General features: G+C 65.6%; 27 protein-coding genes, 1 pseudogene and 1 riboswitch. Of the genes and pseudogenes, 10 read left to right on the top strand and 18 right to left on the bottom strand.

Going from position 1 to position 24,041, the window contains the following annotated elements; translation table 11 throughout:
* Window positions 1–77 precede the first annotated feature (77 nt).
* On the bottom strand, window positions 78–1,325 hold the full coding sequence (locus ABIB27_RS08650; RefSeq protein WP_354215653.1) for an Nramp family divalent metal transporter: 1,248 nt from the start codon (window positions 1,323–1,325) through the stop codon (window positions 78–80).
* A gap of 308 nt (window positions 1,326–1,633) precedes the next feature.
* Here ABIB27_RS08650 and clpB point away from each other — a divergent pair, with 308 nt between their 5' ends.
* Window positions 1,634–4,291 carry an ATP-dependent chaperone ClpB gene (gene clpB / locus ABIB27_RS08645; RefSeq protein ID WP_354215652.1) on the top strand — a complete coding sequence of 886 codons (2,658 nt, stop codon included), beginning with the start codon at window positions 1,634–1,636 and terminating at the stop codon, window positions 4,289–4,291.
* 100 nt (window positions 4,292–4,391) lie between these two features.
* On the opposite strand, the gene ABIB27_RS08640 is transcribed toward clpB, so the two are convergent.
* Window positions 4,392–5,639: an acyl-CoA dehydrogenase family protein gene (locus tag ABIB27_RS08640; protein ID WP_354253800.1), complete on the bottom strand. Its 1,248-nt coding sequence runs from the start codon at window positions 5,637–5,639 to the stop codon at window positions 4,392–4,394.
* A 149-nt stretch (window positions 5,640–5,788) separates the two neighbouring features.
* Window positions 5,789–5,956, bottom strand: coding sequence for a hypothetical protein (locus tag ABIB27_RS08635; protein ID WP_354253799.1), 168 nt, complete (start codon window positions 5,954–5,956; stop codon window positions 5,789–5,791).
* Window positions 5,957–5,994: 38 nt separating this feature from the next.
* A riboswitch (SAM riboswitch) is annotated at window positions 5,995–6,108 on the bottom strand.
* A 483-nt stretch (window positions 6,109–6,591) separates the two neighbouring features.
* Between ABIB27_RS08635 and ABIB27_RS08630 the strand changes: the two are divergent.
* A pseudogene (locus ABIB27_RS08630) lies at window positions 6,592–6,693 on the top strand (hypothetical protein); the annotation flags it as partial.
* 65 nt (window positions 6,694–6,758) lie between these two features.
* The gene (locus ABIB27_RS08625; protein ID WP_502909156.1) at window positions 6,759–6,848 is read left to right on the top strand and encodes a muconolactone Delta-isomerase family protein; all 90 of its coding nucleotides are present in this window, start codon (window positions 6,759–6,761) and stop codon (window positions 6,846–6,848) included.
* A 40-nt stretch (window positions 6,849–6,888) separates the two neighbouring features.
* Here the strand turns inward: ABIB27_RS08625 and ABIB27_RS08620 are convergent, their stop codons facing one another.
* A complete protein-coding gene (locus tag ABIB27_RS08620) occupies window positions 6,889–7,551 on the bottom strand; it encodes a septum formation family protein (RefSeq protein WP_354215649.1) in 663 nt (220 codons plus the stop codon).
* A gap of 268 nt (window positions 7,552–7,819) precedes the next feature.
* On the opposite strand from ABIB27_RS08620, the gene ABIB27_RS08615 reads away from it, so the two are divergent.
* The gene (locus ABIB27_RS08615; RefSeq protein ID WP_354253822.1) at window positions 7,820–8,053 is read left to right on the top strand and encodes a DUF3073 domain-containing protein; all 234 of its coding nucleotides are present in this window, start codon (window positions 7,820–7,822) and stop codon (window positions 8,051–8,053) included.
* Between the two features lie 237 nt (window positions 8,054–8,290).
* Window positions 8,291–9,070 carry a VOC family protein gene (locus ABIB27_RS08610; RefSeq protein WP_354253798.1) on the top strand — a complete coding sequence of 260 codons (780 nt, stop codon included), beginning with the start codon at window positions 8,291–8,293 and terminating at the stop codon, window positions 9,068–9,070.
* Between the two features lie 74 nt (window positions 9,071–9,144).
* On the opposite strand, the gene purM is transcribed toward ABIB27_RS08610, so the two are convergent.
* The 3 genes from purM to ABIB27_RS08595 form a co-directional block, all read right to left on the bottom strand.
* Window positions 9,145–10,314 carry a phosphoribosylformylglycinamidine cyclo-ligase gene (gene purM, locus ABIB27_RS08605; protein ID WP_354253797.1) on the bottom strand — a complete coding sequence of 390 codons (1,170 nt, stop codon included), beginning with the start codon at window positions 10,312–10,314 and terminating at the stop codon, window positions 9,145–9,147.
* Complete coding sequence (gene purF, locus ABIB27_RS08600) at window positions 10,311–11,996, bottom strand: amidophosphoribosyltransferase (protein ID WP_354253796.1); 1,686 nt, start codon at window positions 11,994–11,996, stop codon at window positions 10,311–10,313. Before purF ends, purM begins: the two co-directional genes overlap by 4 nt.
* A gap of 68 nt (window positions 11,997–12,064) precedes the next feature.
* Window positions 12,065–12,379: a hypothetical protein gene (locus ABIB27_RS08595; protein WP_354253795.1), complete on the bottom strand. Its 315-nt coding sequence runs from the start codon at window positions 12,377–12,379 to the stop codon at window positions 12,065–12,067.
* A gap of 152 nt (window positions 12,380–12,531) precedes the next feature.
* Between ABIB27_RS08595 and ABIB27_RS08590 the strand changes: the two genes are divergently transcribed.
* Window positions 12,532–13,791, top strand: a complete 1,260-nt coding sequence (locus tag ABIB27_RS08590) for a GAF domain-containing sensor histidine kinase (RefSeq protein ID WP_354253794.1) — start codon at window positions 12,532–12,534, stop codon at window positions 13,789–13,791.
* Here ABIB27_RS08590 and ABIB27_RS08585 read toward each other — a convergent pair.
* Genes ABIB27_RS08585 through ABIB27_RS08570 form a run of 4 tightly spaced genes read right to left on the bottom strand, consistent with a single transcriptional unit; the run spans window position 13,788 to window position 17,610 of the window.
* Window positions 13,788–14,213, bottom strand: coding sequence for an ATP-binding protein (locus tag ABIB27_RS08585; protein WP_354215643.1), 426 nt, complete (start codon window positions 14,211–14,213; stop codon window positions 13,788–13,790). The two genes, ABIB27_RS08590 and ABIB27_RS08585, sit on opposite strands and share 4 nt — an antisense overlap.
* Window positions 14,206–14,538, bottom strand: a complete 333-nt coding sequence (locus tag ABIB27_RS08580; protein ID WP_354253793.1) for an STAS domain-containing protein — start codon at window positions 14,536–14,538, stop codon at window positions 14,206–14,208. The genes ABIB27_RS08585 and ABIB27_RS08580 overlap by 8 nt, the downstream gene beginning before the upstream one ends.
* On the bottom strand, window positions 14,528–16,498 hold the full coding sequence (locus ABIB27_RS08575; protein ID WP_354253792.1) for a glycosyltransferase family 2 protein: 1,971 nt from the start codon (window positions 16,496–16,498) through the stop codon (window positions 14,528–14,530). Before ABIB27_RS08575 ends, ABIB27_RS08580 begins: the two co-directional genes overlap by 11 nt.
* Window positions 16,495–17,610 (bottom strand): PP2C family protein-serine/threonine phosphatase, encoded by a 1,116-nt coding sequence (locus tag ABIB27_RS08570; RefSeq protein ID WP_354215640.1) that lies wholly within the window; start codon window positions 17,608–17,610, stop codon window positions 16,495–16,497. Before ABIB27_RS08570 ends, ABIB27_RS08575 begins: the two co-directional genes overlap by 4 nt.
* A 239-nt stretch (window positions 17,611–17,849) precedes the next feature.
* Here ABIB27_RS08570 and ABIB27_RS08565 point away from each other — a divergent pair, with 239 nt between their 5' ends.
* Window positions 17,850–18,143 (top strand): hypothetical protein, encoded by a 294-nt coding sequence (locus ABIB27_RS08565; RefSeq protein ID WP_354215639.1) that lies wholly within the window; start codon window positions 17,850–17,852, stop codon window positions 18,141–18,143.
* 221 nt (window positions 18,144–18,364) lie between these two features.
* Here ABIB27_RS08565 and ABIB27_RS08560 read toward each other — a convergent pair whose 3' ends face one another.
* Both ABIB27_RS08560 and bcp read right to left on the bottom strand, forming a co-directional pair.
* Window positions 18,365–18,604: a hypothetical protein gene (locus ABIB27_RS08560; RefSeq protein ID WP_354215638.1), complete on the bottom strand. Its 240-nt coding sequence runs from the start codon at window positions 18,602–18,604 to the stop codon at window positions 18,365–18,367.
* A 37-nt stretch (window positions 18,605–18,641) separates the two neighbouring features.
* Complete coding sequence (gene bcp, locus ABIB27_RS08555; RefSeq protein WP_354253790.1) at window positions 18,642–19,121, bottom strand: thioredoxin-dependent thiol peroxidase; 480 nt, start codon at window positions 19,119–19,121, stop codon at window positions 18,642–18,644.
* Between the two features lie 251 nt (window positions 19,122–19,372).
* On the opposite strand from bcp, the gene ABIB27_RS08550 reads away from it, so the two are divergent.
* Entirely contained in the window at window positions 19,373–19,771 is a 399-nt protein-coding gene (locus ABIB27_RS08550) for a cupin domain-containing protein (RefSeq protein ID WP_354215636.1), read from the top strand.
* Between the two features lie 37 nt (window positions 19,772–19,808).
* Here ABIB27_RS08550 and ABIB27_RS08545 read toward each other — a convergent pair whose 3' ends face one another.
* The 4 genes from ABIB27_RS08545 to ABIB27_RS08530 all read right to left on the bottom strand — a co-directional run bounded on the left by ABIB27_RS08545 (window position 19,809) and on the right by ABIB27_RS08530 (window position 22,128).
* Window positions 19,809–20,183, bottom strand: a complete 375-nt coding sequence (locus ABIB27_RS08545; RefSeq protein ID WP_354215635.1) for a nucleoside/nucleotide kinase family protein — start codon at window positions 20,181–20,183, stop codon at window positions 19,809–19,811.
* 144 nt (window positions 20,184–20,327) lie between these two features.
* On the bottom strand, window positions 20,328–20,579 hold the full coding sequence (locus tag ABIB27_RS08540; RefSeq protein ID WP_354215634.1) for a hypothetical protein: 252 nt from the start codon (window positions 20,577–20,579) through the stop codon (window positions 20,328–20,330).
* 131 nt (window positions 20,580–20,710) lie between these two features.
* Window positions 20,711–21,766 (bottom strand): cation diffusion facilitator family transporter, encoded by a 1,056-nt coding sequence (locus ABIB27_RS08535; RefSeq protein ID WP_354215633.1) that lies wholly within the window; start codon window positions 21,764–21,766, stop codon window positions 20,711–20,713.
* Window positions 21,763–22,128 (bottom strand): ArsR/SmtB family transcription factor, encoded by a 366-nt coding sequence (locus ABIB27_RS08530; RefSeq protein ID WP_354215632.1) that lies wholly within the window; start codon window positions 22,126–22,128, stop codon window positions 21,763–21,765. Before ABIB27_RS08530 ends, ABIB27_RS08535 begins: the two co-directional genes overlap by 4 nt.
* Before the next feature lie 914 nt (window positions 22,129–23,042).
* Here ABIB27_RS08530 and ABIB27_RS08525 point away from each other — a divergent pair.
* Together ABIB27_RS08525 and ABIB27_RS08520 are read left to right on the top strand one after the other, a co-directional pair.
* Window positions 23,043–23,279: a DUF4192 family protein gene (locus ABIB27_RS08525; RefSeq protein WP_354215631.1), complete on the top strand. Its 237-nt coding sequence runs from the start codon at window positions 23,043–23,045 to the stop codon at window positions 23,277–23,279.
* Between the two features lie 103 nt (window positions 23,280–23,382).
* Entirely contained in the window at window positions 23,383–23,613 is a 231-nt protein-coding gene (locus ABIB27_RS08520; RefSeq protein ID WP_354215630.1) for a hypothetical protein, read from the top strand.
* A 77-nt stretch (window positions 23,614–23,690) separates the two neighbouring features.
* Here ABIB27_RS08520 and ABIB27_RS08515 read toward each other — a convergent pair whose 3' ends face one another.
* Window positions 23,691–24,035 (bottom strand): hypothetical protein, encoded by a 345-nt coding sequence (locus tag ABIB27_RS08515; RefSeq protein ID WP_354215629.1) that lies wholly within the window; start codon window positions 24,033–24,035, stop codon window positions 23,691–23,693.
* Window positions 24,036–24,041 lie beyond the last annotated feature (6 nt).

Here is a 24,041-nt window from a genome sequence, read left to right as displayed (position 1 = left end):
GTTTTTGTCCAGATAATCTGCTGCGGGGGCGCCATTTGGAAGATTATCTGGACAAAAACTCCGGGTAACAAACACGGTCAGGACGGGCCGAGCACAGTGAGGACGATCAGCACGCAGTTCAGGCCGACGATGAGCGTCGCACTGGTCCAGCCGGCGATCTTCAGCGGACGGGAGTCCGTGTGGATGCCCATCACCTCACGTTTGCCCGTGAGCCGAATCAGCGGAATCAGTGCGAAGGGGATCCCGAAGCTAAGCAGGACCTGGCTAAGAACCAAGGCCAGGGTCGGCTCGATTCCGGCGCCCAGAATCACCAGTGCAGGGATCAGGGTGATCACGCGCCGGATGAGCAGCGGCACGCGGATCTTCAGCAGCCCGCCCATGACAGTGGCCCCGGCGTAACATCCCACGGACGTGGAGGCCAGCCCCGAGGCCAGCAAACCAATCGCGAAGACGACGCCGATCCCGGGCCCCAACGCCGCCGTCACCGCTGCGTGCGCCCCGGCGATCGTATCGGTGCCCTCCACCCCGCGCAGGCTGGACGCCGCCAGCAGCAGCATCGCGATATTCACCACGCCGGCCAGCAGGAGGGCGCCGCCGACGTCGTATCTCGTGGCCCGAATCAGCCGGGTCCGCACCGCCGGGTCCTCGGAAAAGCCGTGCCGGTCCCGGGCGAGGGCCGAATGCAGGTAGATCGCGTGTGGCATCACCGTGGCCCCGAGCATACTTGCCGCGAGCAGGACGGTATCAGTTCCCTCGAACCGCGGCACAAGCCCGGACAGGGCGCTGCCGGCGTCCGGCGGGTTTACGAACAAACCGGAGACGAATCCGACGGCGATCACGCCAAGCAGGGCCAGGATCGCGAGCTCAAAGGACTTTTGGCTCCGGTGGGACTGCAGCGCGAGCAACACCATCGATGCCAGTCCAATGATGACGCCGCCGGTCAGCAGCGGAAGTCCGAACAGCAGATTCAAGGCCACCGCACCGCCGATGACCTCGGCCATGTCCGTGGCACCGGCGACGATCTCCGCCTGCACCCAGTACGCCCGCCGCCGACCGTTCCCAAGACGCTTGCCCAGAATCTCCGGCAGGCTCATCCCCGTGGCCAGCCCCAGCTTCGCAGACTGGTATTGCACCAGAACGGCCATCGCATTAGCCATGACGAGCACCCACACCAGCAGGTACCCGAAGCTCGCCCCGGCTGTGAGGTTGGCGGCCACGTTGCCCGGGTCCACATAAGCTATGGCAGCCACAAACGCGGGACCCAGCAATAGGAGCCTGGACCAGACCCGGGTCACCGGGCGCTCGCGAAGGGTGGTAACTGCCATCGATCATTCCTCGTCATTGGGGCGCGCTGATATTCCGAGGATAGACCAAAGTTAGGCATACCGAAAAGTAGTAATTAGGTACCCTGAAGCGATCGCATCCGGCGCTGGAATGCGCGCGCGGAACAAAGGTCCCCGGTCACACCCGTGTCCTAGGTAGATCATCGGGGCGGCGATACAGTGCAAAGACACTACTCTGCGGGAGCCCCGGTGATGTCACTGAAGGGCAAAAATGCTGATGATGTTGCAAACATCAAAGTTGAGCGTAGTAGACTCAACTTAGTTATTGAACATCCCGGAAGGAGCTCTCTTTGGACATCAAATTCACCACCAAGAGCCAGGAGGCTCTTTCGGCAGCAGCCATGAACGCCTCCACGGCAGGGAACCCGCAGGTCGAGCCGGCCCACCTGCTCAAGGCGCTGATGGACCAGCGGGACGGTGTCTCCGTCGCGCTTCTCCGCGCCACCGGTGCCGACCCGGACGCCGTGAGCGTGCAGGCGAGCGGTGCCATCAAGGCACTCCCGGCAACCTCGGGCAGCTCCACGCAGCAGGCCCAGCTGTCCCGGCCCGCGCTGCAGGCCATGCAGAACGCCAGAACCGAGGCCGACCGCCTCGGTGACACCTTCGTGTCCACCGAAGTGCTGCTGCTGGGGCTCTCCGCCGGAAGTGACGCCGTCGGCCGGTTAATGCGCGACGCCGGTGCCTCCCATGAGGCGCTTCTGGCCGCCCTGCCGGGTGTCCGCGGTGACCGCAAGGTCACCAGCCCCGACCCCGAAAACACGTTCCAGTCGCTGGAAAAGTTTGGCACCGACCTCACCGCGATGGCACGTGCGGGCAAGCTGGACCCGGTCATTGGCCGCGACACCGAGATCCGGCGCATCATCCAGGTGCTGAGCCGCCGCACCAAAAACAACCCGGTGATCATCGGCGAACCTGGCGTGGGCAAAACGGCCGTCGTCGAGGGCCTGGCCCAGCGGATCGTGGCCAACGATGTCCCCGAAAGCCTGCGCGGCAAAACGCTTATCGCCTTGGACCTGGCCTCCATGGTGGCCGGAGCCAAGTACCGCGGCGAGTTCGAGGAGCGGCTGAAAGCGGTCCTGGAGGAGATCAAGCACTCCGAAGGGCAGATCGTCACGTTTATCGACGAGATCCACACCGTGGTGGGCGCCGGTGCCACGGGCGAGTCCTCCATGGATGCCGGAAACATGCTCAAGCCCATGCTGGCCCGGGGGGAGCTGCGGCTGATCGGTGCCACCACGCTCGATGAGTACCGCGAGAACATCGAAAAGGACCCGGCACTGGAGCGCCGGTTCCAGCAGGTCTACGTGGGTGAGCCGAGCGTCGAGGACACCATCGGCATCCTCCGCGGACTCAAGGAACGCTACGAAGCCCACCACAAGGTGACCATCGCCGACTCTGCCGTGGTGGCCGCTGCCACACTGTCCAACCGCTACATCTCGGGCCGCCAACTGCCGGACAAGGCCATCGACCTGGTGGACGAGGCCGCCTCCCGGCTGCGGATGGAGATTGACTCCGCGCCGGAGGAAATCGACCAGTTGCGCCGCGCCGTCGACCGCCTCACCATGGAGGAGCTTGCCCTCGAAAACGAAAAAGACGCCGCCTCGGTGGAGCGCCTGGCTGCCCTCCGCGCCGACAAGGCGGACAAGACAGAAGAGCTGGACGCGCTCAACGCCCGGTGGGAAGCCGAAAAGGCCGGCCTGAACCGGGTGGGCGACCTGAAGGCGAAGCTCGACGAACTCCGGAGTGCGTACGACAAGGCGGCCCGCGAGGGCGACCTGGAGACGGCGTCACGCGTGCTCTACGGCGAAATTCCGGCCGTGGAGCGCGAACTGAACGCCGCCACCGAGGCCGAAGCGGCCGTGACCGACAAGTCCGCCCAGATGGTGGCTGAGCAAGTGACCGCCGACGACATCGCGGAGGTCATTTCCGCCTGGACCGGCATTCCTGCCGGACGCATGCTGCAGGGCGAAAGCCAGAAGCTGCTGCACATGGAGGAGGAACTGGGCCAGCGGCTGATTGGCCAGTCCAAGGCTGTGACGGCAGTATCTGACGCCGTCCGTCGCGCCCGGGCCGGGATCAGCGATCCCAACCGCCCCACGGGTTCGTTCCTGTTCCTCGGACCCACGGGAGTGGGCAAGACTGAGCTCGCGAAGGCGCTGGCGGATTTCCTCTTCGACGACGAACGCGCCATGGTGCGGATCGACATGTCAGAGTACGGCGAGAAGCACTCCGTGGCACGGCTCGTGGGCGCACCTCCGGGCTATGTCGGCTACGAGGAGGGTGGCCAGCTGACTGAGGCCGTCCGCCGTAGGCCGTATTCGGTGATCCTGCTCGACGAGGTGGAGAAGGCCCACCCTGAGGTCTTCGACATCCTGCTGCAGGTGCTCGACGACGGCCGCCTCACCGACGGCCAGGGCCGCACCGTGGACTTCCGCAACGCCATCCTGGTGCTCACCTCCAACCTGGGCAGCCAGTTCCTCGTCGACCAGAGCCTGGACGCCCAGGCCAAGCGGAATGCCGTCATGGCCACCGTCAACGCGTCGTTCAAGCCGGAGTTCCTGAACCGGCTGGATGAGGTGGTGCTGTTCGGCGCGCTGACTGTGGACGAGCTGTCCCACATTGTGGAACTGCAGGTGGCTGAACTCGGAAAGCGGCTGCATGACCGCAGGCTCACCCTGGAGGTGTCCGAGGGCGCCCGTGCCTGGCTGGCCATGTCCGGTTACGATCCGGCGTACGGTGCCCGGCCGCTCCGCCGGCTGGTGCAGCGCGAGATCGGGGACCGCCTGGCCAAAGCCATCCTGTCCGGTGAGATCGCGGACGGCGACACTGTGCAGGTGGACACCGCGGCCGACGTCGAAGAACTCACCATCGAGGGGCAGGAGGCTCTGACGGGGCCCGACGGCGGTGCTCCCGCCGGCACCGGCCTGGTGGTCCGGCGGAAAAAGTAGGTGGGCGGGGCCGGCGGCAGAGCAATACCCGGATCTGGGGCTGGCCGGCGGAAGCACCCTATGGCCGTTCGTATGCCCGCAGACCACCAAGCAGGGCCGGCTAATTCGCGGTGTCGGCCTTGGGGGCGGCGCCGATGGACCAGACGCGCGGGGGAGTGGTGCCGTTGACGGCGTAATCGCCGACGATGCGGGCCTTGAAGACCCACGGGTTGTGGCTCGCGGCCGTGCGGGCGTTGCGCCAGTGCCGGTCCAGGTTCTTCTTGGTGCTGGTGCCGGAGGCGGCGAGGGCGTCGAAGATGTCCGAGGTAGCCCGGGTGGAGAGCTCCGTCAGGATGACCTGCGCCTGGGCGGTTTCGAGTTCGGCGAGGTCGTTGAGGCGCTCTTCCTCTTCGGAGTTGTTCAAGAATGAGCCTTGGTAGGCTCCCTGCAGTGCGCGGGCGGCGCGTTCGAGGGTGGCTTCGGCTGCGTAGGCTCGGGCCGATACCTGGCCAACGACCTGGAGGATCTGCGGGTCGGCTGCGAAGGAGTCGGCGTTGCCGTGGGAAAAGATCCTCGTCCGGTTGCGGACCTCGGTGGCGATCTCCCGCTCCGCGGCCTTGATGCTTCCGGCCAGCACGGCGAGGAGCACGGCCTGGTAGAACGCGGTCTGGTACTTGAAGCGGGTGTCGAAGTCGATGACGTTCCCCGCCTCGACGGCTGCGTCCGTAAACGTGCTGGTGCCGGAGCCGGTGGTGCGCTGCCCAAAGCCGTCCCAGTCATCGGAGTGCGCGACGCCGGGCTGGTGGGCGTTAACCACGGCGATCACCTTGACGTCGTTGTCTGTGCGCTGGGCGAAGGTGTCGATCCAGTCGGCGAAGATGCTGCCGGTGGAGTAGTACTTGGTGCCGTTGATCCTGAAACCACCTGTGGTGCTTTTATGGTCCGGGCTGACCTTGGTGAGGACGTCGCCGATCTTGACGGTGCCGACCTCGGTCCAGGAGTTGCCGGCGATCTCGCCCTTGACGAAGCGCTCCAGCCACAGGGCGCGCTGGGGGCCGGTGGAGACGAGACGGTCCTCGACGAACGCGAAGTGGCCGCGCAGGGCCTGCGGAATGTTCGAGTCGGCGGCGGCAAGCTCGGTGAGCAGGCGGAATAACTGGGGCAGTGTGGCGCCGAACCCGCCGTCCGACACAGGTACACGGAGGGCGCCGAAGCCTGAGGCGGTGAGTTCCTTGATTTCGGCGAAGGGCAGTTGGTGGTCCTGCTCGCGGGCGCTGGCGCCCTCGGCAATGCGGGCGAAGATGGGACGGAACCGGTTGGCGAGGGTGTCGTAGTCGGCCTCAGGGGTGGTGGCGGTTAGTGATGTCATGGGATTGCCTTTCGTTCATGTTCTGCGGGAAGTGGATTTTGTTTTGCTGAGAAGTTGTTCGTGGAGTCTTTATGCGGAGACCGGTTCGGCCGCCCCGCTGGTACGGAGCGCGGCTTGTCAGGGAGCCTGCGAACGGCTGGTTTTGCTGATCACCAGGGCCGCGGCGTAGAAGACGGCGAGCAGGGCAACCAGCGCGCAGAACCAACCGAGCCCGGCGGACCCAAGCTGAGCAGGGCGTTGAGCCCGACGTAAAGGGCGGTGATGCCGAAAGGGACAATGCCGGAAGCCCCGGAGAGGATCAGGCAGAGATAAGACATGGAATATTTCCGTCCACGAGGACGCCACGCCGAAGCGGGCTCGATGCTTGCCGCAGCGCTTTTGCGAGGCGGCCGGATCTTCACCTGGGGCACCCCACCACGAAGAGGGTTGCCGCCCAACAAGCCAGGGCTCAATGTTGGAACTCTTGATCTGTGAGTAGGACTCTATGGGCCGCGGGCCGGCAGTACAACAAAGTTGACGCCGAATGAAGGGACGGCTCGAACGCGCGGAGCGTCTGCGGCCTGGATTACAAAAGAAGTCGACCTGGCGCCCGGTAAGCGCGGCGACGGGGGACCCCCAGCCTCCCGTGCCTTCCACCGCAGCGAACTCCGTGGACGGCGCGCTACTCCGCATTGAAACCCTAAGTTCCACGGATGGTGCGCCCCCTTTACAAGAAGATGACATCAGTGACACTGGGCTGCGACATCGGAGGAGCATCCTGGTCTAAAGGGTTAACCTGCACAAAGAAGGAGCTGGCCGAGGCTACAGCCGGTGTCTAGATTGGCGGGGCGTTTCCGAACTGGATATTGTTCAAAACGTACCTTGGGGCAACTCCTCACCCTGAGGTCAGACCGGCAAATGGTGAGTCACCCGAGATGATCTCCGTCCGAAGCCCCGCCAGCGGGTCACCGAGATCGACCGGGCCCTGCACTTCTCCGGACCCACCAAGCCCCTTGCGGTTGACGTCGACGCCGGCACCATCGCGTCCAAGCTCAACAACAGCCGGATCCTTGCCTTGGCCATCGGCGCACTGGGCATAGCCTACGTGGTGGTCCACTTCATCCGCGGCGGCGTGACGAACTGCACAACATGCTTTCGGGCCTGCCGCTGTTCCCGTACATGGACATCTCGGTCACACCCCTGGCGAAGCACCCCTCAGACATCCACTGACGCTGGAACTGATGCAACGACGTCGTGCTCCCTTGAACAGTCAGGGGAGCACGCTGGCGTTGATCGCATTTCCGCCGTCGGCCATGACGTAGCAGTCCACCCGGCGGTCGCCCGATTCCCAGCTCGTGCTGCTGGGGTACGCGCGCTGGAAGTTCAGCGGGTAGTCATTGGCGGCAGGTGCCAGCCTGGCCGCCTGACAGGCTTCCAGGGCCTTGGCGGCGAGGGCTTCCCGGCCCGGGTAAGAATCATTGCCCGGGTAGCGGAAAACGGCCACCAGCTGGGCGGAGTGGCCCGTATCGCAGGCCACCACCGTTGACCGCAGCGCCGCAGCATCAAAGTCCTTGAAGCAGTCCCCCAGCCGGTAGTCCGGCGGAGTTACACCGTCGCGGGGAAGTGCGGGCGGGGTGGGCAGGCGAGTGGGCAAAATCTCCACGACGCCGGAGCCCGGGTCTGCGGGCGGGCCGGTTGTCTCTGCTCCGAGCCAGCTCGCGAGCCACACCAGCCCGGCCACCACCCCCAGCAGAACCACCGCAAAGACTGCTTTGAGGGAAGTGGATGCTACCCGCCGGGGTTTTCGCGGCGGGTGGCCCGTCGCTGCGTCCGTCTCTGCCGCTGTTTCCGCCGGGGCTGCCACCTGTGGCACACCCGCTGTGGGCGGGGCGGCAGGTCTGGGCGGGATGGGATGCTGTTCCCTGTTGTCCATCCGGATACCTCCCGTTTCGCCTTGTCAGAGCGCCGTTCCGTGCACCCGCACCGGCAGCTGTTGAAGAGACTCTATCCAACAAAAAAGCCCGCAACCCGCGGTTCGGCGCGGTAAGGGTACCCGACATGGCCGTCGAACGCACAGGCTGGCAAGCACCTGCCGCCGAAAGCATGTAATCTAGGTGTACGACAAATTGACCAAACATTCCGGGGCCTCACCGATAGCCAAGGTGACCACCTCCGGTCCGAGTACAAAAGGGGGTCACGCCATGGGGCGCGGCCGTCAAAAGGCAAAAGCTACCAAGCAGGCTCGGGATATTAAGTACTATTCCCCGAACACTGACTATTCAGCCCTCCAGCGCGAGCTCAAGGGCCCTGAAGGTCGAGCCACAAGCCATTTCGCGAATGAGCCCGTTGAACCGGACTATTCGGCTTATGTGGATAAGTACGCGGACGATGTGGAAGAAGACGACGACGAGGTACATACCCGTCGCATCGGCTAGTTGTCGCAAACCGGATTCGCCGTAGGGCAGCCGGTCCCGTGACGCCGCAGTACACTCGGACGCCACATCTGTTCGCTGGTACAGCGCTTCTTTTTTCAGCACCCCGGATCCGGGCGGACCTGCGGTGCTGGCCTCAGTTATCAGGCCCGTTGCCTGTGCCGGAATCCGGTGCAGGCGGCGGGCCTTTTGGTGTTGACTGGAGTCTGATGCGATGTGCCGCCCGCGAAAGGACCTCCCATGACAGAGAACTCCCCCACTCCCCGCTACCGGCACGGCGAACCGTGCTGGGCCGACGTCCAGACCCGGGACGTCGACGCCGCCAAGGCCTTCTATGCAGCGGTATTCGGTTGGACGTTCAAGGACCTGCCCACCCCTGATGGCCGCAGCTACGCCAAGGCGTTCGTGGGGGAGGACCTGGTGGCCACAGTCGCGCCGCAGAACCCGCACCAGGAGGCGCAGGGGACCCACGCCCAGTGGAACATCTACTTCGCGGCGGAGGACGCCGCAGGGCTGGCCGAGGACGTCCCGCACGCCGGCGGCTCGGCGCAGTTCGGCCCCGAGGAAGTGGGGGACACCGGCGTGATGGTGTTTGTGGATCCTCCCGGCGGCGGGACCACCGGGGTCTGGCAGTCCGGAACGCACACCGGGACAGGCCGGTACAACCAACCGGGTGCGCTCTCCTGGACGGAACTGCTGACGCCCGAGCCGCAGGCCGCCGTCGGGTTCTTCCAGCAGCTGTTCGGCCACGAGGTGACCGAGTATCCCCAGGACGACGGCGGGACCTACTCAACGCTGATGGTTAACGGTGCCGAAGTGGCAGGGATCGTCGCGGCTGAGGCTCCGGCGAGGTGGCAGATCTACTTTGGCGTCTCCGACGTGGCCGACGCCGTGCGCAAGGCTGCGGCGGCCGGGGCGGATGTACTAATCGCGCCGGAGTCTGACGAGGACGATGCTCCCGGTGCCACCGCAACCCTCAAGGATCCGCAGGGTGGCGTGTTCAGCCTGCTGGAGGTCTGAGGCGGAATATTAAGCAGGAACGCCCCGCAGCCGCTGACGAGCGGATGCGGGGCGTTCCCGTTCGTTTAAGCGCCCTAGGCGTAGGCGTTGACCAGGCGGACAGCGCCGCCGTCCACGCCCTTGGCGCCCTGGATGTAGTCCGGACCGGACTTGAGGATGGAATCCGAGTCCGCTGTGACGGTGCCCATGATCCAGGACGGCAGGCCACGGTCGTTGAGACGGCCCACGGCGGCGTCGGCAGCTTCGGCGGACACGATGGCCACCATGCCCACGCCGAGGTTCAGGGTGCGCTCCAGGTCGGCGAGCGGGACGTTGCCCAGCTCGGAGACCAGCTTGAAGATGGCCGGCAGTTCCCAGGTGGCGCGGTCCACCGTGGCCACGAGGCCCTGCGGCAGGACGCGGGCCAGGTTGGCGGCCAGGCCGCCGCCGGTGACGTGGCTGAAGCCGTGCACAGCTGCACCGCCGGCGGAGCCGCTGACCGGGAAGGTGCGGGCCAGGTCCAGGCAATCGGCGGCGTAGACGCGGGTGGGTTCCAGCAGCTCTTCGCCGAGGGTGCGGCCGAGTTCGGAGACCTGGCGGTCCAGGGCCCAGCCGGCGTGGTTGATGACGCGGCGGACCAGGGAGTAGCCGTTGGAGTGCAGGCCGGAGGAGGCCATGCCAATGACAACGTCGCCGGCGCGGACGCGGTCCGGGCCGAGGAGGTCGGAGGCTTCGACAACACCGGTGGCAGCACCGGCGACGTCGTACTCGTGCTCGCCCAGCAGGCCGGGGTGCTCGGCGGTTTCGCCGCCCACCAGGGCGGTGCCGGCAACTGAGCAGGCCGCGGCGATGCCACGGACAATGTCTGCGATGCGCTCAGGGACAACCTTGCCGCAGGCGATGTAGTCGGTCATGTAGAGCGGCTCGGCGCCAACCACCACGATGTCGTCCACCACCATGCCCACCAGGTCAAAGCCGATGGTGTCGTGGATATCCATGGCCTGGGCGATGGCAACCTTGGTGCCCACGCCGTCGGTGGACGTAGCCAGCAGCGGGCGCTTGTAGGTCAGCAGCTTCGAGACATCGTACAGGCCTGCGAAGCCGCCCACGCCACCGATGACGGAGGAGTTGTGGGTGGCCTTCACGGCACCCTTCATCAGCTCAACGGCGCGGTCGCCGGCTTCAACGTCAACACCGGCAGAGGCGTACGTGATGCCTGCGGTGTTCCCGGAAGTGTTGCCGGCGGCGGGGGTTGCGGAAGTCATACGGACTCTTTCTTGTCGGCGCCGGTGGTGGCTTCGTGGAGGATCGCGGGAACGTGGTCTTCTTCGGTGAGCAGGTTCTCGAACTCGGCGTCCGGCCCCGGATCGCAGCCGGTGGCTCCGGCCTTCTCCGCCGGGTCCTCGCCGTCGTCGACTACGGGTGCAGCCAGGGCGGCCGTGGCGCCGGGGAGAGCAGCGGCCGACGGCGTCAGGCCGCCGAGGTCGGTGCGCTCCAGCAGGTTCTTGCCCAGTTTGTCCGAGCCGGGGAGCTCGATGGGGTATTTGCCGGTGAAGCAGGCGGTGCAGAGGCGTTCGCGGGGCTGCCGGGTGGCGTCGATCATGCCGTCTTCGGAGATGTAGGCCAGCGAGTCGGCGCCGATGGCCTGGGAGATTTCGTCGATGGTGGCGCCGTTGGCGATCAGTTCCGCGCGGGAGGCGAAGTCGATGCCGTAGAAGCAGGGCCACTGCACCGGCGGGGAGGAGATCTTCACGTGAACGGACGCGGCGCCGGCTTCCCGGAGCATCCGGACGATGGCGCGCTGGGTGTTGCCGCGGACGATCGAATCGTCCACCACCACAACACGCTTGCCGCGGATCACGGACTCAAGGGCGTTCAGCTTGAGCCGGATGCCCAGCTGGCGGAGGGTCTGGGAGGGCTGGATGAACGTGCGTCCCACGTAGGAGTTCTTGACGAAGCCGTGCGCGAACGGGATGCCGGATTCCTCGGCGTAGCCCACAGCGGCAGGGGTGCCGGATTCCGGAACCGGGATGACGATGTCAGCTTCCTGGGTGTTTTCGCGGGCCAGCTGGCGACCCATCTCCACGCGGGACTCGTACACCGAACGGCCGGCGATCGCCGCGTCCGGACGCGCGAGGTAAACGTATTCGAACACGCAACCGGCCGGCGTCGCTTCCGCGAAGCGCTCGGAACGTACGCCGGCCTCGTCGATGGCGATAAATTCGCCCGGTTCGATTTCACGAATGAAGCTGGCGCCGACGGTGGCCAGGGCGGACTGCTCGGAGGCAACTACCCAGCCGCGTTCCAGCCGGCCGAGGACCAGCGGGCGGATGCCGTAGGTGTCGCGTGCTGCGTAGAGGGTGCCTTCATCCATGAAGACGAAGCAGAAGCCGCCCTTGATCTTCGGCAGCAGCTCCATGGCGGTCTGTTCGAGGGACTTGCCCTCTTCGCCTTCCAGGAGTGCGGTGACCAGGGCGGTGTCCGAGGTGTTGCCCTGCTTCATTTCGCCGCTGAGCTGGCCGCCGTTGCGTTCCATGATCATGGCGTTGAGCTCGGCAGTATTGGTCAGGTTGCCGTTGTGCGCAAGTGCCACGGTCCCGGTGCTGGTGGCACCGAGGGTGGGCTGGGCGTTGGCCCAGTGGCTGGCTCCGGTGGTGGAGTAGCGGCAGTGTCCCACCGCCAGGTGCCCGGTCAGGGTGTTCAGCGTGGTCTCGTCGAAAACCTGGGAAACGAGGCCCATGTCCTTGTAGACGTTGATCCGCTTGCCGTCACTGGTAGCTATACCAGCCGACTCCTGACCGCGGTGCTGCAATGCATACAGCCCGTAATAGGTTAATTTTGCTACTTCTTCACCTGGTGCCCAGACCCCGAACACGCCACAAGCGTCCTGAGGGCCTTTTTCGCCAGGGAGAAGATCATGAGAAAGTTTTCCATCGCCGCGTGCCACCGGTCGATTATCTCACGAGATGGGGTAAGACTTTTCCGCGGCCACGTTTGTGACTGCCGGCAGGCAGCCTACTGGCCGGTACCGTCGTCGGGCTCGGAATCAGGGACGGCTTCCACCACGGCGCGTTCCTGGTGCCTGACGCTCCAGCGGTCTAGGAGCAGGGCCGTCACGGCGCCCAGGATGGCCCCGCCCGCACCGAAGGTGACCAGGAAGAAGCCGAACACCGATCCGCGCTCAAAGCTTTCATCACCGGGGAGCGCGTACGCCACCACGGCTGCGACGGCGACGCCCACCAGCGCGCCGAGGATGAGGAACGGCACATATTTGGGTGCCCGGCGGACGGTGACCTGGCGCCGCTCGGCGGGTGTTTCTTCAGGAGGCATGCCATCCAGCCTACTCATTCCTGCGGTTGCCCCATCAATTACAACTGGCAAAACCGCGCTGGATGGGAGCTCAGAGTGATAGGGCAACCGGGAAGGCCGATATCATCGGCGGAGGACTGGGGCGTGGGACATACCAAGGGGGACAGCACTGCATGGAGACCGTCACATACGGGTGGACAGCGGCGGAATCGGACCGCACAGCGGCGATACAGGACTATGGGTTGGCCCCGGCGTCCGCCGGCGGACCGCCGGCGCTCCCCGATGCCGAAGCCGGCGGGGCGCTCAGCAACCTGGTCACGCTGGCCGCCCGGCTCTGTGCCGTGCCGTTCGGCGTGGTGAACATCATCACCGAGGATCAGCAGGTGCAGATCGCGGCGTCGGGTGTGGACCCCGGCGTGTGCTCGCGGGAAGACTCGATGTGCGCCCAGGTCTTCCTGAGCGGACAGACCACCGTGGTGCCCGATGCGTCCCAGGACGTGAGGTTCGCCGACAACCCGTTCGTTACGGGCCGGATCGCCAAGGTCTGGTTTTATGCGTCCGTTCCTCTGAAGACGGCCTCAGGCTTTGTACTGGGCTCACTCTGCATTTTCTCCGACGGCCCCGCCAGCCCCACGGCAGAGCAGATCGGGATGCTGGAAGTGCTGGCCCACCAGGTGGTGGAGGTCCTTGAGCTGCAACACCGCACCCTGCAGCTGAGCGAAGCGCTGACGGAACTGGAACGCAGCAACTCCATGCTGGGGGAGTTCGCCGGGCGCGTCAGCCACGATCTCCGCATCCCGCTGACCACCATTCTGGGCTACGTGGAGCTCGCCGAGGACGATCCGGATATCCCGCCGGGCCATCCGGCCATGGAGTACCTGGAGTTCATCGGGGGCGGTGGCCGGCGCATGCTGAAGACCCTCGAGGATGTGCTGGAATATTCCCGCGTGGACGGGGCCCTGCGCCGCGAACGGGTTTCGCTGCTGGCGGTAACCGAAGAAGCGGCACATGACCTGGGGCTGGAGCTTGGGTCCGCGTCCGGCATCTTCTGCGATGACACGGAACTGCTCGCGGACCGGTCCCAGCTGCGGACGCTAATCCAGAACCTGATCGCCAATTCCCTGAACTACCGCAGCCCGGAGCGTGACCTCCGCGTCACCGTGGGCGCAGCCGCCAGCGATCGCGGCGTGCTGGTCAGAGTCTCGGATAACGGCATGGGAATCCCGCAGGCGGACAGGAAACGTGCCGTGGAGCCCCTGGTCAGGCTGAACCGGGCAGGAGACGGCCCAGGTACCGGCCTGGGCCTGGCGACGTGCCGGCGGATCGCGCACGCCCATGGCGGGGAACTGGACATCCAGGACACGCCAGCGGGCGGCGCCACCATTTCCGCACTGTTCCGCTGGGAACTATCGGAACAAGCCGTCCGTCCCTAGGACTGTGACGTCTTGGACAGGATCCAGGTGTTGGTGCCGTCCTGCCGTTCGAAGCTCACGGTGGTCACCAGCGCCTCGATGAGCGCCAGGCCGCGGCCGGACTCGGAATCGTCATCCGGGGTGCCGGGTTCCAGCGGGCCGAACGGCGGCTTGGCATGGAAGGCGCTGACCCGGGCCTGCAGGAGCGTGGGCTGGACACTGATGTCCACGCCCAGTTCCACGCGCCGTTGGGTTTGGGCCGGGCGCGCGTGCTGGACAATGTTCGACGCCGATTCGATGACGGCCGTGGTGAACGTCATCTGGTCCATGGCCTCGACAAACGGGGCGTCGTTCCAGAGGCCGTCCAGTTCGTCATGGACGGCCTCGATGGCCTCTGCCGCGGCGAGGCCCCGGAAACTGCGGTGGGCCAGGACGTCAGTCATTGCTGAACGCGTCGTCCGCGGAGGCATAGGCATTGAGTACCCGGTCCATGCTGGTCAGCTCCAGCACCATTTTCACCTGCGGCTGGACGGACGCGATGCGCAGGTCCCCGCCGGCCTGGCGGGCGGCCTTGAGGCAGCCGATCAGTGCGCCGAGTCCGGACGAATCCATGAACGCCGTGTTCTCAAGGTTCACCACGATCCGCGACGAACCGCCGGCGATCACGTCGGTGACAAACTCACGCAGCTTCGGCGCGGACACCATGTTCAGCCGCCCGTCCGCTCTGACCTCCGCGTACGAATCCTTGACCTCGTAACTAAACTCCATCGGGTTTCCTCTCTCCAGCATCAACGTCCCCAGCGGGTTCGTAGCCCTTGTACAAAACGGCCCGAACCAGGATGCTCATGACCACCAGGTCAAAAATAACCCAGGCCACGTTCACCAGAGTGCCAAGTGGCTCGGCCAGTCCCGTGGCGAGGCGGACGAGTCCGACGACGGCGGCAACCGCCAGCAGTGCGGCGACGATGAGCTGGGGCCGGATCAGGCTCCAGCTGGGGCCGCCGGTCTGGCGGGCTTTCGGCGTCACCGCGAACCCGAGGGGGCGGCCGAACCAGACGTTCTTGGCCGCCGTCGAACACGCCTTGATCCAGGTGGGGAATAGGGCGAGGCTGTACTGCTGGCCGCGCCAGGTGGGGATCCCCCGGCCGGCCACCGCGAACAGCAGTTGGTTGGCCACCATAAACGGGATGAACCTCAGGAAGAAGTCCCAGCTGAGGCTCGTGACGGGCAGGACGCCCAGCAGCAGGTAGATGATGGGGGCGGCGAAGTAGATGACCGCCGCGTAGCCGCTGAGGTAGGTCCACATGGTGGCGAAGTACATCAGTCGCTGGCCGATCTTGAGGCCTTTCTGGACCAGCGGGTTCTCCCGGAGCAGCACCTGGATGGTTCCCTGCGCCCAGCGGAGGCGCTGGGTGAGCATGGTTGCGATGTCCTCGGGTGCCAGGCCGTAGGCGAGGATTTCGTGGTGGTAGACGCTCTCCCAGCCCATGGCGTGCATGCGCATGGCGGTGGCCATGTCCTCGGTGACGGAGATGGTGGCCAGCGGCATCACCGGCTGGGCTTCGTCGTTCCGCTCCACGTTCAGCGCGTCCAGGACGGCCTGCACGGATTCCAGTGCGCCCAGCGGCGACCAGTCGCGGGCTGCCATGCGCTGGACGGCGTCGTCGGCCACTACGGGCACGCCCGCGTCGCCAACGTGTGCAAGTTCCATGGCGGCGATTTCCTCGAGGTCCGCCTGCAGGGCGGACATGTCCGCCTGGACCAGGATCTGGACGGCGTTGTCCACACGCCGGCGGACCCGGTATGTGATTTCGCCCAGGGGCTCGGCGGCGGCGAGCTGCGCCTGGGCTTCCAGGGTGGCGGCCGCCACCTCGTCCAGCACTTCAGACACCAGGGGAGTGCCCACATCGGCGGATTTCCGGGCCTGGCGGATGGCGGAACGGGAGGCCGTCAGCGCGCGGCGGATGCTCTTTTCGGTTTCCTTGACGTAGCCCACCAGGCCCAGCTGCATCAGGGCTTCGCGGCGCAGGATGGCGTTGGAGCCGCAGAAGAAGGCCGCGTTCCAGCCGTCCTTGCCCTGCTGGATGGGGCCGTAGAAGAGGGGAGCCTGGCTGCCGAGGGGATCGTCCGTGGGGACGTTGCTGAAGTACTGCGGGGTCTGGACCAGGGCCACCCGGCGGTTGTTGAAGTACCCCAGGGTCTTTTCCAGGATGTCCGGTTCCGGGATCTGGTCCGCGTCGAGGATCAGCAGGAATTCGCCGTGGGTGACCATCAGGGCGTTGTTCAGGTTGCCCGCCTTGGCGTGGCGCGGCACGTTGGCCGTCCAGTCCTCGCTGCGGGTCACATAACCCAGGCCGTGCTCTTCGGCGAGGGCCTTGAGTTCGGGCCGGGCGCCGTCGTCGAGGATCCACGTGCTGTGCGGGTGGCGGATCCTTTTGGCGGCCAGCGCGGTGGTCATGACCATGTCCAGGTCTTCGTTGTATGTGGTGATAAAAACATCAACTGTGGCGTCCGACGGCGGGACTGGGGCGGCCTCGCGGATCTTCAGTTTCCACACCGTCATGCCAAAGAGCATCACATCGACCAGGCTGTATGTCTCGGCAACCACTAGGGGGACGGCGATCCACCAGGCATCCCAGTTGAGCGAGGCCGCCCAGCGCCAGGCCACGTAGTTCAGGCCGAAGATGACGGTCAGGACCACCACCACGCGGGTCCAGGAGCGGTTCACGCTGCGGCTCCGGCCAGGAGGCGGCGGACGACGACGACTGTGACGTCATCCTCGGCCGTTTCGGCAGGTGCCAGGGCCATGATGGCGTCGCTCGCGGACTGCGCGGACGCCTGTCCGTGGGCGGCGGAGCGCACGGCATCCGTGAATGACCCGACGGAGTCGAAGACATCCAGCACACCGTCGCTGACCACCACCAGGGAATCGCCCGGGGCCAGGCCGATGGCGGCCTGCGGCCAGGCCGAGCCTGCCCAGGCGCCCACGGGCGGACCGCCGCTCGGCAGGCGGTGGACAGCACCGGCGGTGGTGACGTGCAGGGCGAGGCCATGGCCGGCGTCGACATAATTCACGACGCCGGACGCGGCATCCAGCCGGGCGTGGAAGAGAGTGGCGAACGAGTTGGAGGAATCGAGGTCCGCCGCGATGGTCCGGGCGGCGGAGGCGAACGCCCCGTCCAGGTCCGGGCGGTGCCCGGTGGAGCGCATGACGGCCCTGACGGTGGCCGCGATCAGGGCCGCACCCATGCCCTTGCCCATGGCATCAGCGAACGTCAGGTGCAGGCCGTCCGACGTGCGGTACCAGTCATAGAAGTCCCCGCCCACGCTGCGGGAGGGCCGGAAGACGCCGGCGAGGTCGTAGCCCTCCACCCGGACGTCCTCCTTGGGCAGGAGGCTTTGCTGGACTTCGGTGGCACGCTCAAGCTCGCTGCGCGCGGCGGTGTCCACGGCAGTGGCCGGCTGCCGGCGGCGGAACAGGGCGTTGATCCTGGACTGGAGTTCGCGCGGGCTGAACGGCTTGCTGATGTAGTCATCGGCGCCGTTGTCCAGGCCGGCGAGCTTGTCCAGCTCATCGGTACGGGCGGTCAGCATCACAATAAAGGCGTCCGAAAACTCACGCAGGAGCTTGCACACCTCCAGGCCGTCCAGATCCGGGAGGTTCAGGTCCAGGGTGACCAGATCAGGCTTGGCGCGGCGGACTTCTTCCACTCCGGGGAGGCCGGCCTCGGCCTGGGTTACCTCGAAGCCCTGCTTGACCAGGACCCGGACCAAGAGGCCACGGATATCGGGGTCGTCCTCGATCACAACGGCACGGCGGGATTCGGGCATGGATGGCATAACTCTACTTCTACAGTATTAAGGCAACTGGGGCATGTCACAGGTCTGACGCCGCCAGTTGACTGGTCATGCGGAAGCCCGATTCAGGCTACCCCAACGCCACACGCGGGTGTCAGGTCTTGTGGGAATATTTGCGCTGCCTTGATGGGACCTTGAGCGTCCATGGCCACACTCGAAGCAGGAGCTTCGAGGAAGGCTTTGACAGAATGCGCGGCTTGCCTGAGGACGGTGCAGGGGTGATGGAAAGAACTGAATCCGATAACGGACTTTCGGTCAGGGTGGCTGGCTCGTGGCGGTTCTTGAAGCAGGGCCGCCGTCCTCGCAGGACTGTCCATTACCTCAGCCATTACTGGAAGCTCCGGTCCCTTTCGCGGTCGCTGGCCAAGGCGCTGGGCGAATCCTGGGAGGCATCGAGTTGGCCCGGTGACCGGCTGGCTGTCGGCATCGAGCTTTCTGAAAAAGTGGAAAAACTCACCCTTCGCCTCAACCGCGAAACCGAGGTCCACGGCCGCCTGGTGGCGCTGCTGAAGTAGCCGTTCCTTCCTGACCCAATCCATGCCAGACTTACCACCATCGAGTGGCTGGGGATACCAAGTCAGGAGATCGCCGTGCATTGGTATACAGGTTGGGCTTACCTTTTAGCTGGGCTTATGACCATGGACGCGCTTCTGCTGGCCCTGTGGGTGATCGATTCCGGCTGGCCAAATAACTGGCGAAAAAAGCCCTGACTCATTCCGGCCGTGGTGAGGTCCACCTATGTGCCCTTGTCGTCCGCCGGGTAGCCCTCGATGGGTCGGGGCGCCAGAGCTGCGGGCCAACTCCACGTCACCTTTGCGCAGGTGGCAGATGCCGTAGCCGCGGTGGCCCGGCCGGACCCTGATGCTTGGCCGGGATCCGGTACCTCAGGCCAGCCCACGTTGGCGTGGAGCCGCTTGGGCCCCACAACGGTCCGGACATCCTCAAAAAGCGTGCCGGGGCGAACTTCGATCGCCATGCCTGACTCCGATCTGCGGCTGCCTCTACCGGCCAGGCTAGGCCGCGAGCGCGTCCCGGAGAGCTGCGACGTGGCCCTGTGCCTTGACCTGGTACTGGGCCAGCGCAACATTGCCCGCGGGGTCGACCACTACGGTGGACCGGACGAGGCCTTCGACGATTTCGCCGTTCACCAGCTTTTCGCCCCAGGCGCCGTAGGCGAGGGCCACCGCGTGGTCTTCGTCGGACAGGAGCGGGAAGGTCAGGTCAAACTCGCCCGCGAAGTCGGCGAGCTTCTCGGGGGCGTCCGGGGAAATGCCCAACACTTCGTATCCGGAGCCCTGGAAGGACGTGAGGCTGTCGCGGAAATCGCAGGCCTCGGTGGTGCAGCCCGGTGTTGCAGCGGCCGGGTAGAAGTACACGATGACGTTCTTGCCGCGGTAGTCAGACAGGGAGGTGGCCTTGCCGGCGGCGTCCTGCAGGGTGAAATCCGGGGCCTGGGTACCTGGCTGAAGCTTGATGGTCAGTTGGGGGCGCATGGCGTTCCTTCGGGAGACTCTGGTGGCTAAAGGCAAAAACTAGTGAAGCGGGCTTTCTGCTCCCGTAACAACCCGGGCGTCATATGAAGTATTCCGCAGGTCCCGGATCTTTCATTGACTTCAGCTCCGGCAGGGATACCGTTAAAGATACTCAGAATGGTCTCTGCAGTACGTTTGCCGCCCGCCTTTAACCGCGCCGCCCTGCGTGGTCCCTTATGCGCCCGCGAATCATTTCTTAGGCTGTGTCCTTTATGACCGCAAATTTCATCCGAGCCCTGGCCGTTAAGTCCTTGGACGTCCCGGACAAAAAGAGATGCCCGGACAAGGCCGAGTTCGATCTTGTCACCGTCGATGACTACTCGGTGGCCCGGCTGATCCTCGCTCCCGGCTGGCGTTGGTCCGAGTCCGCCAAACCCACTGAACTGACGGAGTTCTGCGAACACAACCACCTGGGCTATTGCGTCTCCGGCTCGCTGCAGATTCAAACGTCCGACGGCGTGAGCTCCACTATCCGCGCCCACGACACGTATGCGCTGCCGCCCGGGCACGATGAGTGGGTGGTTGGCGCCGAGCCGTTCGTCGCCGTCGAGTTTTTGGGGACGGCGTCCTTCGGCCGGCCGCGGAGCCGGGGATTGCACGCGCTGATTTGAGCCGGCGCTGACTGTTGCGGGGGACTGTTGCCGGGGCTTAGACGGGCACGGCATATTTGTAACGCACGCTGTGCTGCAGTGAGTCCACCACGTCCGCAGGCGGCTGGCCGGCGTCGAGCTTGAGGAAGGACCGGTACTCCGGCAGGGATCGGTAGGCGTTTTGGAGTGACACCAGGTCTGCCAGCGTCTCGGTATCTGTGCCGGGCGCCATGATGCGCCGGTGGGCCACCGCGGGTTCCACATCCAGGTGCACCACGGCATCGGGTGCCGCCAGGCGGGACAGCAGCCGGGGGAGCAGTCGGCCGCGCGGCAAGCCCTTCGCTGTGCGCAGCGCGAGCTGGCAGTACAGGTGCCGGTCCATCACCACCAGCCCGCCAAAGCGGCTGGCCCGGACGGTGGGACACGAGCGCATTGGCAACGCGGAGGGTGGCCTCCACGGCCTCGGCAAAGCGACCTCCTCGTCCCGCGGTGACGCGCACTTCACATCTCACCCTGGGGTTGATTCCTGGCGAGCTGCGAGTCTTCACTCGGGCAAGACCCCAGGTCCGGTTTCTTGTCAGTGCGCAGCCATACGAAGATCGGCGACGCCTTCATCGAGGGATGTTCGGATGCCCTGCTCTTTCGCGACGAAGGCGGCCGTTCCTTCGTCGAACGGCACCAGAAGCGCTGGGTCGCGGTCCCATTCCTCGATGCAGGGGGGCACACCCCACGACCCCCGATACCTGTGCACGGCGAGATCCGCCATTGCGCAGTACTGTTCCGCCCACGCAACCACGGACTCTTCGACTCCGAACTGGCACGAGTTCATACCCGTCGGTAGTCACGGTGACGAATGCGAACCCTCCGCCGACGGCGACGGCGACGTCGACGGAATCGGGACAGGGGTCGGCGCTACTCGGCGCAGCTGAACTAGCGTCTCCCTGTGGCGCGGGGGATCGATTAGCGGGCAACGACGAGAACCGATCCGACGTTGCGGATGTTGGACCGCACGACTTCTTCCACAGAACGGCTGAGGTCCGCGAGGTCGGCCATGGTCCAGTCCGGGTCCGCGGGTGTGGTGACTTCCACGTGGAGCCGGTGTCCGCTCCAGCGCAGCCTGACGGTGGACGCTGCCGGGGCGACCGGCGCGATGGCAGCTTCCGCGCGTTCCAGCAGGCCCGGTTCCACGCCGTCCAGAAGCCGGCGGCCGATGTCCCGGGCCGTGCCCCACAGCAGGACGAAGATGGCGACCGAGATCAGGATGCCGATGATGGGGTCCGCCAGGGGGAACCCGAGCCAGACGCCGATGACACCTGCGACGACGGCCAGGGAGGTAAAGCCGTCGGTCCGGGCGTGGACACCGTCCGCGACCAGTGCCGCGGAACCGATTTCCTTGCCGACCCGGATCCGGTAGACCGCGACGATCTCATTGCCGGCGAAGCCGAGCAGGCCGGCGGCCAGAACCCAGCCGAGGTTGTTCAGGGGCTGGGGCTGGAAGATGCGGATAACCGACTCCACCGCAGCCACCACGGCGGAGAGGGCGACCATGGCAATGATGAACAGCCCGGCCAGGTCCTCGGCCCGGCCGAAGCCGTGATTGTAGGTCCGCGTCGCCGCACGGCGGCTGAGAATGAAGGCCACCCACAGGGGAACGGCGGTCAGGGCGTCGGAGAAGTTATGGATGGTGTCCGCCAGCAGGGCCACCGAGCCGCTGAAAAGAAAGACCGTCAGCTGCAGCAGCGAGGTGACCGCCAGCACCGCGAGGGAGATCTTCAGGGCCCGGATGCCCTTGACGGAGGATTCCATCGCTTCGTCCACCGAATCCGCCGCGTCATGGCTGTGCGGAACGAACAAACCGTGGAAGAAACCCTTCAGTCCGCGAGGGTGCCCGTGCCCATGCTCATGCCCGTGCTCAGGGTCATGCTCGAGGTCGCGGCCATGATCCTGATCGTGATCGTGGGTGTGGGTCGGCCCGACCGTACCGTGGTCCTGGGTGTGATCGTGGGTCTGTTTCATGGGTTCTTGGTCCCTGTCGTCCGGTGGTGGTGGCGCGGTGTGCCGCCCAGGGAATGTTCGGCCTGGAAGATAGCATCCGCGACCAGCTGGCGGGCGTGCTCGTTCTCGAGCCGGTAGTACACCCTGGTTCCTTCCTGGCGGGTGGAGACCATCCGGCCCAGCCGCATCTTGGCCAGGTGTTGCGACACGGCGGACTGGGGCTTGCCCACGGTTTCGGCGAGGTCGTTGACGGACATTTCGCCGTCGCGCAACGCCAGGATCAGCCGCACCCGGGTCGCGTCCGCGAGCATGGCGAAGATTTCGACGGCCAGCTCGACGTATCCGCTGTCCACGTGCAACCCGCAATCCCTATCTGCATCCATGCGAATATTATTACATAAGTGCAGGGGGCTAGGCTTCCTGGCCAACATTCGATGTAGCTGGCTAGTTTCCTGCGCCAGTGCAGCTGCCACTGGCAGTGAGCCAGTGCGGGAAGCCTGAGGATGATGCGGCCTCACCTTGGCCAGGATCCGCTGCCGGCAGCTCGTCCCGGATCGCGCTTCCTCGCGTGATCGGTTGGTGTCGCCAGCCTAGACTCGTGGTGGCCTGAGAGCGCCAGCCAGGTCGACGGCAAAGCTACCCGAGGAGGACTCTTATGCGCCATGCAACCACCAGCCCGGAGGCTGCGCCCGCCGCCCAGACGCTTTTCCGGGTCGCTCTCGGAGGCGTGCTCATCGCTCACGGATAAGCGGACACCTACCAGCTGAAGGAATCTCAATGCTGTGTAAGGGATTTTCCTTGTGTTCCCGGCCCCAACTTTGCTGGTGTGGAACTCTGTATTGTCTGGGAAGCCGCCCCTGAGGTACGGATGCTGTGCTGTAGCCTCCTGTGACTGTGAATGCCCAGGTGAATCCCTTATTCTCGGCCTTCGAGGTCCCGGCAAAAAGCTTTTCAATGAATCATTTTCATGCTGCAAGGTCGGCCACCGTCTTGTCAGGAGTGAGGGGAACCCATGGTGGAAATCGCGCTGACCTGTGCTCATGCAATGCGTGCCCTTGCTGGTGCCTTCGATGCCCCCCTCCGCCGAACTACCCGAAGAGTTTTTGGGAGCCAGCCCCTCCTGCGTCGCTGATTTCCTCCGAAGATTTCCCGGATCTTGCCCTGCGGGTGGAGGGGCCTCCGTCGGCCACAGCTCCGCAAGCTTCGCCAGCAGCCAAAAACAACGGGGGAATCAGGGACGCAGATGGCACGGTTACGCCGTCCCCTCACCCCATCTTCGGACAAAAGGAGCAACACCATGACTGTTGCAATCCGCGCTACCGGCCCGGCCGACATCCTCGGTTTCATCCCGCACGCACTGGGCGCCGAGCCCCGCGAGTCGTTTGTTTTCGTGACCATGCAGGGCAACCTGCTCGGTGCCCCGCTCCGCGTGGACGCCCCCATGGAAGCGGCGCCGGGCGTGTTCGCCCGCGTCATGCGCGGCTATCTCGCAGCGGATACGGCGGCCACGGCCGTCCTGCTGGCCGTCTTATAGGGACCTGCCCGCACCGGATGGCCCGTGCCCGTTCCATGGGCACATCGATGCGCTCATTGAAGTATTCGACGCCGCCGGGACCCCGCTCAAGGACGGGTGGCTGGTGACGTCCACGCACTGGCAGAACCTGCGGTGCGACAGCGAGGCCGGATGCTTCGCACCCCAGCCGCTGGACTCCATCAAGGACAGCAACGTGAACGCCGCACTGGCCACCGAGGACATAAGCGCACTGCGGGCCCTGTGGCAGGCAGCACTGCAGTACGCCGGGGAAGTTTCCGCGCACCACGCCATGGAGCTGGTGGCCGCGGTGGTGCGTGCTTGGATTCGGCGTTAGAAGGCCGGCCACATCGGCAGTGCAGGGCAGCGTACGACGGCGGCTGGCCGGCCGCCGTCGCACGCTCCCGCGGGAGCCTATTGGCAGAAGGTGGACAGCGCCTTGTTGGCAGCCTGATTGTTCGACTGCATCTCTGCAATCTTGTCCTGGTCCGGGGTCTCCTTGGAGGCCTCATCCGCGTACTCGATCAGGGATCCGAGCGCGGGCTTGAGGTCGTCCGATGCCACGGCTTCGATGGGCCGGATCTGGTTGGCGAGGCGCACCAGGCCGGTCTTGGTCTGGCCGCCGCCGTTTGTGGGGTTAGAGATGACAACCTGGACGCGCTCGCAGGTTTCGGCGGTGGAAAGTTTGGTGGGCGCGGTGCATGCCGAAGCGGTGAGTACGAGGCCGGCGGCGATCAGGGCGGTGGCGAGTTTCTTCATGGGTCC

The sequence above is a fragment of the Arthrobacter sp. UYEF21 genome, assembly GCF_040546085.1.
Classification (GTDB): domain Bacteria; phylum Actinomycetota; class Actinomycetes; order Actinomycetales; family Micrococcaceae; genus Arthrobacter.
This window is presented reverse-complemented; position numbering and strand designations above follow the sequence as displayed.

Excerpts from the sequence above, each read along its gene's own strand:
- ABIB27_RS08650 (WP_354215653.1), bottom strand. The coding sequence starts at position 1,325 with ATGGCAGTTACCACCCTTCGCGAGCGCCCGGTGACCCGGGTCTGGTCC.
- ABIB27_RS08640 (WP_354253800.1), bottom strand. The coding sequence starts at position 5,639 with ATGACATCACTAACCGCCACCACCCCTGAGGCCGACTACGACACCCTC.
- ABIB27_RS08635 (WP_354253799.1), bottom strand. The coding sequence starts at position 5,956 with ATGTCTTATCTCTGCCTGATCCTCTCCGGGGCTTCCGGCATTGTCCCT.
- ABIB27_RS08620 (WP_354215649.1), bottom strand. The coding sequence starts at position 7,551 with ATGGACAACAGGGAACAGCATCCCATCCCGCCCAGACCTGCCGCCCCG.
- ABIB27_RS08615 (WP_354253822.1), top strand. The coding sequence starts at position 7,820 with ATGGGGCGCGGCCGTCAAAAGGCAAAAGCTACCAAGCAGGCTCGGGAT.
- ABIB27_RS08610 (WP_354253798.1), top strand. The coding sequence starts at position 8,291 with ATGACAGAGAACTCCCCCACTCCCCGCTACCGGCACGGCGAACCGTGC.
- purM (WP_354253797.1), bottom strand. The coding sequence starts at position 10,314 with ATGACTTCCGCAACCCCCGCCGCCGGCAACACTTCCGGGAACACCGCA.
- ABIB27_RS08595 (WP_354253795.1), bottom strand. The coding sequence starts at position 12,379 with ATGCCTCCTGAAGAAACACCCGCCGAGCGGCGCCAGGTCACCGTCCGC.
- ABIB27_RS08590 (WP_354253794.1), top strand. The coding sequence starts at position 12,532 with ATGGAGACCGTCACATACGGGTGGACAGCGGCGGAATCGGACCGCACA.
- ABIB27_RS08585 (WP_354215643.1), bottom strand. The coding sequence starts at position 14,213 with ATGACTGACGTCCTGGCCCACCGCAGTTTCCGGGGCCTCGCCGCGGCA.
- ABIB27_RS08580 (WP_354253793.1), bottom strand. The coding sequence starts at position 14,538 with ATGGAGTTTAGTTACGAGGTCAAGGATTCGTACGCGGAGGTCAGAGCG.
- ABIB27_RS08570 (WP_354215640.1), bottom strand. The coding sequence starts at position 17,610 with ATGCCATCCATGCCCGAATCCCGCCGTGCCGTTGTGATCGAGGACGAC.
- ABIB27_RS08565 (WP_354215639.1), top strand. The coding sequence starts at position 17,850 with ATGGAAAGAACTGAATCCGATAACGGACTTTCGGTCAGGGTGGCTGGC.
- ABIB27_RS08560 (WP_354215638.1), bottom strand. The coding sequence starts at position 18,604 with ATGGCGATCGAAGTTCGCCCCGGCACGCTTTTTGAGGATGTCCGGACC.
- bcp (WP_354253790.1), bottom strand. The coding sequence starts at position 19,121 with ATGCGCCCCCAACTGACCATCAAGCTTCAGCCAGGTACCCAGGCCCCG.
- ABIB27_RS08550 (WP_354215636.1), top strand. The coding sequence starts at position 19,373 with ATGACCGCAAATTTCATCCGAGCCCTGGCCGTTAAGTCCTTGGACGTC.
- ABIB27_RS08545 (WP_354215635.1), bottom strand. The coding sequence starts at position 20,183 with ATGCGCTCGTGTCCCACCGTCCGGGCCAGCCGCTTTGGCGGGCTGGTG.
- ABIB27_RS08540 (WP_354215634.1), bottom strand. The coding sequence starts at position 20,579 with ATGAACTCGTGCCAGTTCGGAGTCGAAGAGTCCGTGGTTGCGTGGGCG.
- ABIB27_RS08535 (WP_354215633.1), bottom strand. The coding sequence starts at position 21,766 with ATGAAACAGACCCACGATCACACCCAGGACCACGGTACGGTCGGGCCG.
- ABIB27_RS08530 (WP_354215632.1), bottom strand. The coding sequence starts at position 22,128 with ATGGATGCAGATAGGGATTGCGGGTTGCACGTGGACAGCGGATACGTC.
- ABIB27_RS08525 (WP_354215631.1), top strand. The coding sequence starts at position 23,043 with ATGACTGTTGCAATCCGCGCTACCGGCCCGGCCGACATCCTCGGTTTC.
- ABIB27_RS08515 (WP_354215629.1), bottom strand. The coding sequence starts at position 24,035 with ATGAAGAAACTCGCCACCGCCCTGATCGCCGCCGGCCTCGTACTCACC.